The sequence below is a fragment of the Sulfoacidibacillus ferrooxidans genome (assembly GCF_022606465.1).
GTDB classification, from domain to species: Bacteria; Bacillota; Bacilli; order Alicyclobacillales; family SLC66; genus Sulfoacidibacillus; species Sulfoacidibacillus ferrooxidans.
Window position 1 is genome coordinate 1 of record NZ_JALBUF010000037.1, and the last position, 6725, is coordinate 6725.

Consider the following 6725-nt stretch of genomic DNA (forward strand, 5'->3'; position numbering starts at 1 on the left):
CTGTTCTTGTCTATTATATCGCCTTACTGCCAAGTACATTGTCTGATGCGATTGATTTTAAAGATGTGGTATTAGAACAACGTCTCCCCTTTCTTTATGGGTCGATTCTCTTGTTATTTATCATCGTCGGATATTTTAAATTGTGGAGAAAAAAACGAGCAAATACTAAGAAAACAAACCTTCAGTCAGCTTGATCTAGTTCAGTTTGTAGTATGAACTCACTGAGTGACAAGAAACAATAGCGGTATAAAACGATCTTTTTATCTTTTTGAACACTTTTTCGAATATAAAGCTATCCATCTCTCTTTTTCTTGTCGAACATGTACTAAGGTCACTTCTTGCTCGGCGATGTTTCTCGCCTCTAGATAAACTACATCAGGATCACTGTCCAAGGAGAAGGGGAGTTTTCGTTTCCATGTTTCAATGAGTACACCCGACTTCCCTTCATATACCGTATGATCATACGTTTTTTCTACCATCTGTTTAGGTTCTCCCGTTCTCCGATTAGCCCATCTAGATAATGCATGTCGTAGTCCTCTTTCTGTACGATCCCTTCGAATACTTTCCTTCCCTGCCTCTTCACGGAGATGTTCAATCAACTGCTTAAGATAGTCGATTTCATCCTCATAATCAGTGAAAATTTGCTTAGCTTTTTGGATTTCTTGGTTGGCTTGTTGAATGATCGTTTGTACAGCTTCTTGTGTTTCTTGCTCATGATTCTCTATGAGTCGCTGGAGTTCGCGATCCTTTTCCCTGACAGCATGTTCTGCATATCTACGTGCCTCTTCTGCTGCTTTCCGGAGCGGTTGGCTTGCGGTCTCAACTGCTATTTGCACTTCTTCTTTAGAATATAATCCTAATCTCGGCATGTGAATTCACCCCCTCCTTGCATGGATTGACTCTCTATTTTCTAACGCGTATTCTACTCTTGTACAGCTTTTTTTGAACTCCATCTATGCGTGACCGATAAGGTAAGATGGACGGATTGAATCCGACGCACATAACCCCAACCAAGTCCAGTATAGCGTGATGCTCAAGCCCGAATCGGGAATACTGGCATACTTTGTTCTCCATGGCGTGATGCTTGATCCTTGATGAGGAGTGGAGGAGAAAGACAGGTTGATTGCGCGTGTAATGCACAACCAATCAACTGTAGGCAACACCATACTCCCTGATGTGTTTGGATGACGTCTAAATAACAACAGGGTGGTACGGGATGATCGTATGCTGCTTGGTGGACTAATGGAAAGCCACAGTAGCTTTATTGGCATCCTTAATTCAATCAACTAAGGATGACCGAGAGAATCCCCTCATCATACGTAGCCTATAGGATGAATAATAGGTGAATTTTCCACCATAGTGTATCATCCATCTGCGTATGAACGATCTTTGGAGGTTTCATTCATCCAAAGACAACACAAGCCAGTCACTCATCGTTACGCCATAGGTGCATGCGATGATAGGCTCACCCCGTTGCAGCAAAGGCTGCCTGACTTGTGGCATCAACCGGTAGTCCGACCGGTAAAAACGGAGCGCAGGTTGATTCTCATATCTCGAGGATCTTGCACCCAAGGTGTAGCGCAGTCGCCTGCGTGTCGCATCGTTTGCTCGCCAAGCGGCCTCTTATTGAGGTGTGCGACAAGAGTGCTCAACGCTTCGATTGTACCGTCTGTCTCTATCCTGGTCGATGAGACTAGGATAGAGACAGACGGGGGACACTGGCCAATTAGCTATCGTGAATGACCCCTTATAAATCGTATAAAAGCAGTCACTTTGCTACATAAGGGAACTATCTTATCACGCTTGTTAGCAGGCTTATCACTGTTTATAAGGGTAGAAACAGGGCAGAAATGATCCTTTTTCTACAGGTTTTCTATGATCATTTTTATTGTATAAAAATGAAAATAAGCAAACGGCACTTTGTGCCGTTTGCTCGATATACCAGATTCAAAAACCTTAGGCTCATCTTAAGGAGGTCGTTCATGGGATCCGAGTCAGCCTTATTTCAACAGCTCGATAAACTTCACAAACACAGTAACCAAGGCAGCTTACAAACGCGCTATCGTTATTACGAAGGGGCGAAACGATTTGCTGTTTTTGCTGCTACTACCTACAAACTCCAAAAGTTCGCCAATCTCAAAGATAAACACCTTCTCGCTTACGTGAAGTCCATGCAATCTAAAGGACTCTCCGCCAGCACCATTAAAACCGATTTATCTGCCATTCGCTTTTTTTATGATTTGACAGGGAACCAACGTCCCTTAATCGATAATAAAACCCTCTCAGCCAGCTTAGAAGACGGTTTAGAGCGTCGATCATTTGGCAAGGTACCTAGAGCTTGGACAAGCTTCGAAATAGACGCTGCTAAGATTCGTGCGATTGCTCTGGGGGAAACAGCTCTAGCTTCTACGATTTCTTTTGCTGCGACCTTTGGCCTTCGCATTCATGAAACGATTCGCTTGGATCGAGACCATCTTACCCGTGCACTACGTGATGATTATCTAACGATTAAGGGAAAAGGTGGTTTATTACGAGAAATTCCCATGACTACAAAGGGACGCTTGCTCATTCAAGATACACTGGTTACAGCTTCATCAGGAAAACTCTTTGTTTCTGACGGACAAAAAGCCCATCAAGTGATCAAACACATTGAAAACTGGATCTATACGCATCGCTCTCATTTTACTCAAGGTGATCGTACGTTAACTTATCACGGATTACGTCATACATACGCTCAAGAACGCTATGCCTACCATGTCGAGCGATTGCACGATGAGTATACAGCTCGTTTAACAGTCAGTCGTGAACTGGGTCACGGCCGTGACGAAGTAACACGTATTTATCTCGCTGGGATGGAGTCATGAAATCTTTGTTATCGTCCTATTCATCCAAACATTTTCATGACATATTCATAAAATAATGTACCATGATAAATTCTTTTCCTACGATGTAGTTGTTGTACATCTAACGGGGCGCTTTATCTAGATGTACAACAACTACATGAAATGGTCATCAAGCTTTTCTATCACCATATAAAAGATCTAATGGCATTTACACATAAATACTCATTCGAGTAAAAAATTATTTCATTTGTGAATACACACATTTATGTAAAAACCACCCGAAAGGAGGGGGAGCTCCCATCGGGTAAGTCAATATTTAAATGACGGATTGGGTAACAGACGAAATTTGATTCAAAGGAATGGTTGTTACTGACCCATTGGCGGCACCAGGTGCCCCAAATGCACCTACTACATTCGTTGGCGCTGCTGCTGGAACTAGTAATAAATAGACGTTATCAGCGTCTATCGAAATAATGGTTCCTGTATATCCGCCGCCACCTGTACCACCTGCTACCGTAAAGATGGTGACTTCTTGCCCCACGTACATTTGTGGGAGAGTGTCAGAAATATTAAAGTTATTTACTGCAGCCATTATTGTTCCTCTCCTTTACTTGGAATGATGTAAATCAGAGTGAAAGAACGCTGAGCACTTTGATTTACATCATTAGTAAATGCATGAACTCTGTTTTTTGAATGGACAAACAGATATGGCTTTCAACTATTTTTTCATAAGTATTTCATTGACCTAGATTGAGACTAATTTTTGATGGACTATCTTTTTTTTGCAACACAAAACAGACTGTAAGGGCCGTTATTTGTTTACCCATTATTTTACAGCACACCTGATTAGCTATTAGATTGATCAAGTTACGCGGCTTCGCCGCGTGGGGCGTACTCCTCGCCCCTTTCGGGGCGATAGTCCACCCCACCGTACAAGAGATCAACAGATCATTTTCAATACATCGATGATGTATTCATTTCAACTTGAGTTTTACGTGCTTCATGAAAGACTTGATAAAATCGATCGTATTTCCCTGCTTGTACAGGAGGAAAGAGTTCCATAGCCTCTAATTGACCTTTATTTAGCTTGTGAGACGTTTTATTGGGCTTGTCTATGTTATGTAACCAATTATCCTTAATCGCGGCTCTAAGGGCACGTAGCGGGCTATTTGTGACCTGCATTTGTACTATTTCTAACTTTTCACGGATATACGTTGCACCATATCGCTCGATCCATTTCGTAACTTCTTTAGTCGACGTTGTAATCTTTAGGCAATCCAAAATTTCATCCTGTATAACAACAACGATATTTTTTTCTTTTTCCCAATTTTTTTGTTGTAACGTAGGTATGATCTGGTTTTCTTCTTCGAGGGATTCCTGTTGTTGTTCTTTAATATTAGTTTTTTGTAGTAATTCGTCATTAGTAAAATCAGTCTTTAGTAGGTGCGGATTTTCTACAAGTGGAAAATCCACTTGTGGAAAATCCGTTTCTTGTTGCCCAGCCCCAGGTTGATCCTGTAGCGGATTTTCCGATTCAGGTGGCGTCGGCGGATAATCGCCATTTTTTTGAATAGGGTCTTCGTAGACTCGGTATTCCCATCGATCGAAACGTCCTTGGTCATCTCGAACGTTGACTAGTTCTACATAGCCCAATTTTTTTAATTCTTTCAATCCACTGGCTATGGAGTCTCTGCCATCAGGAGCATGTTTGGTTAATTCGTTAATATGGACTGTCCAATCATCGGGTAAACTCAGAAGATAAACGAGAATGCCTCTGCTTTTCCATGAAAGACGTTGATCACGGATCACGGAATTACTCACCATCGTATACGGATTTTCTTTCCCTTTCATCTTGCGAATGATGCTTTTTTCTTTATTTTTCATCAGTGTACTCCTCCTTTTAGACAACAAAAACGGCATCCCTCGCGTCCGATTGTCGAGAGCTGCCGTTTTTGTTGTTACATCCAAGGACTTGCCCCTTTTTACTAAGATATCGTATACTTGACGTATACTAAGTGCAGTATCCTAATGGATGTAACAAAACGTCTTCCTGATCATCTGACTGATTAGGATTTACTCTCGATGTTGGTAATCGAGTGGGCGGGCCCCACAGAGGCTTGGAACCTCTGTGGGGCTTTGTTACGCCTTCCGTTCTATTGAATTAGTAAAAGACTAGCATGTTTTGTTAATTTGGACAAGTTAATGTTTCCTAAAAAGTCGACTCCAAAAAGAAACAGGTTGCTCTGCTTCCTGTTTTCGAATGGTATGTATTTCTCGAAGCACTTCCATTAGTTGCTGATCTCTCTTCGCTAATCGATCTTCACCGATAGCTAATTCTTTTTGCATTTCCTCCCTCATAGTTACCCTCATCATTTCTATTTCTTCCTTCATAACATCCTTGACAATATCCTTAATCGATCCTGCTAACTGGCCTAATAACCAAGATGAGGGTACTGCAAGTGTAGGATCAGCTTGTTCTTGATGAATCACAATGGTTTTATTGGGTTGTTCTTCTTTGATTCGTCTGATTTCATCTACATCAATACGGTACTCAGGACCATGATTTCCTAGTGATTTCTTTGCTTGTAATCGGCCGGAGTTAATCCAATTTCTGATTGTTGGGATACTAACATTTAGCATTTCAGCTGCTTCACGAATACCGACAGACGACACCTTACTACCCTCCCGATGGAGACTCTATTAGTTTGTTATGATAGTCAATATAACTTATTTAAAGATTGATAATATAGTAGCATGTTAATGCGTATACAGCTTGAGCACACAAATCAATGGTTCATTTCCTTATTTGCGTATTTGGTCAGCCGTGTCGTATAAATCACTGGTGTATATGTTATACTCTAAATGGGAAAATCCCACAAAGAAAATGAGGGGTTTATATGGGGAAAATCAGTGTGAAACAAGGACATAGTGGATCTCGGCAGCGAGTGTCTAAAAAAATTTTCACCACACATGTTGATAATCGTGGTCGGGTACTTCTGCCCCAGGCCATTCGGGATCTGTTAAATATTCAGTCAGGGGACTTATTTTATCTAAAGCCCGAACAGAATGGTGTTCATATTGTGAAAGGGATCAATCCATTTGATGCGTTGGCCGAAGACGCAATTCGGCAGAATCGTTCGGGACAAACGATAGCACTAGAAGAAATTTTAGAACGTGAAGGCATTACTGTAGACGTCGAATGAACACATACTCAGTGAAGTTTACCAAGCAGGCAGAAAAAGATTTCCTTCGATTGGATAACGTGGTCAAGAAACATGCTGCGAAAGCTTTTATGAAATTACAAGCTGACTTCAATGCTGGTCATACGTTATCTGGATCGCTTGGTGGAGTGCGAAGCCTTGAATTCTCTGCTCCTGGAGGTGACTATCGGGCAGCATATGTTGTTGATGGAGGAGACTGTCTGATTTTTCTTGTTGGAAGTCACGAGAATTTTTATAAAGAAGCAGAGCGAAGATACAGATCTTCTGTATCTCTCTTAAAAAAGAGGGACAGGCTGTGAAAACCACGATGTTAGGGATATCGTGGTTTTCTTACTGACGAACGATAAAATTTCTAAAATTGCAACCCTGAAAAACCGTCAAAAAACGAGTTGAGAGCTGATTAGCTCTTTTTTATTATGAATGGTTTGAAGAGATGTTTCACAAAGAACAATCTTCGTTTTTCGTAGAATTGCTTCATTTTTCATGGTTATGGATTATTTTTACAGTCCGATAGCCTTTATTATGTAAAGATCGTTTTGAATGAATGGTATATGATTTTTTATACATGCAATTGCGGCACCTGGGCAACCTGTATATACCTGTATTGATTAAGGATGGATATCTATTGATTAAGGATGGATATCTATTGATTAAGGATGGA

General features: G+C 41.1%; 8 protein-coding genes. 4 read left to right on the forward strand and 4 right to left on the reverse strand.

Going from position 1 to position 6725, the window contains the following annotated elements; genetic code table 11:
- A partial coding sequence (locus MM817_RS15965; protein ID WP_241716976.1) for a hypothetical protein occupies positions 1 to 194 on the forward strand: 194 nt, incomplete at its 5' end.
- A 66-nt stretch (positions 195 to 260) separates the two neighbouring features.
- Here the strand turns inward: MM817_RS15965 and MM817_RS15970 are convergent.
- Complete coding sequence (locus MM817_RS15970) at positions 261 to 869, reverse strand: hypothetical protein (RefSeq protein ID WP_241716978.1); 609 nt, start codon at positions 867 to 869, stop codon at positions 261 to 263.
- A 1113-nt stretch (positions 870 to 1982) separates the two neighbouring features.
- Here MM817_RS15970 and MM817_RS15975 point away from each other — a divergent pair.
- On the forward strand, positions 1983 to 2864 hold the full coding sequence (locus MM817_RS15975) for a tyrosine-type recombinase/integrase (protein ID WP_241716980.1): 882 nt from the start codon (positions 1983 to 1985) through the stop codon (positions 2862 to 2864).
- Between the two features lie 295 nt (positions 2865 to 3159).
- On the opposite strand, the gene MM817_RS15980 is transcribed toward MM817_RS15975, so the two are convergent.
- The 3 genes from MM817_RS15980 to MM817_RS15990 form a co-directional block, all read right to left on the reverse strand.
- Positions 3160 to 3435: a hypothetical protein gene (locus MM817_RS15980; RefSeq protein WP_241716982.1), complete on the reverse strand. Its 276-nt coding sequence runs from the start codon at positions 3433 to 3435 to the stop codon at positions 3160 to 3162.
- A 362-nt stretch (positions 3436 to 3797) separates the two neighbouring features.
- Positions 3798 to 4727 (reverse strand): helix-turn-helix domain-containing protein, encoded by a 930-nt coding sequence (locus tag MM817_RS15985; RefSeq protein ID WP_241716984.1) that lies wholly within the window; start codon positions 4725 to 4727, stop codon positions 3798 to 3800.
- A 315-nt stretch (positions 4728 to 5042) separates the two neighbouring features.
- Positions 5043 to 5516, reverse strand: a complete 474-nt coding sequence (locus MM817_RS15990; RefSeq protein WP_241716987.1) for a helix-turn-helix domain-containing protein — start codon at positions 5514 to 5516, stop codon at positions 5043 to 5045.
- Between the two features lie 224 nt (positions 5517 to 5740).
- On the opposite strand from MM817_RS15990, the gene MM817_RS15995 reads away from it, so the two are divergent.
- Together MM817_RS15995 and MM817_RS16000 are read left to right on the forward strand one after the other, a co-directional pair.
- Positions 5741 to 6046: an AbrB/MazE/SpoVT family DNA-binding domain-containing protein gene (locus MM817_RS15995; RefSeq protein ID WP_241716989.1), complete on the forward strand. Its 306-nt coding sequence runs from the start codon at positions 5741 to 5743 to the stop codon at positions 6044 to 6046.
- A gap of 11 nt (positions 6047 to 6057) precedes the next feature.
- Entirely contained in the window at positions 6058 to 6363 is a 306-nt protein-coding gene (locus MM817_RS16000) for a type II toxin-antitoxin system RelE family toxin (protein WP_241716990.1), read from the forward strand.
- Positions 6364 to 6725 lie beyond the last annotated feature (362 nt).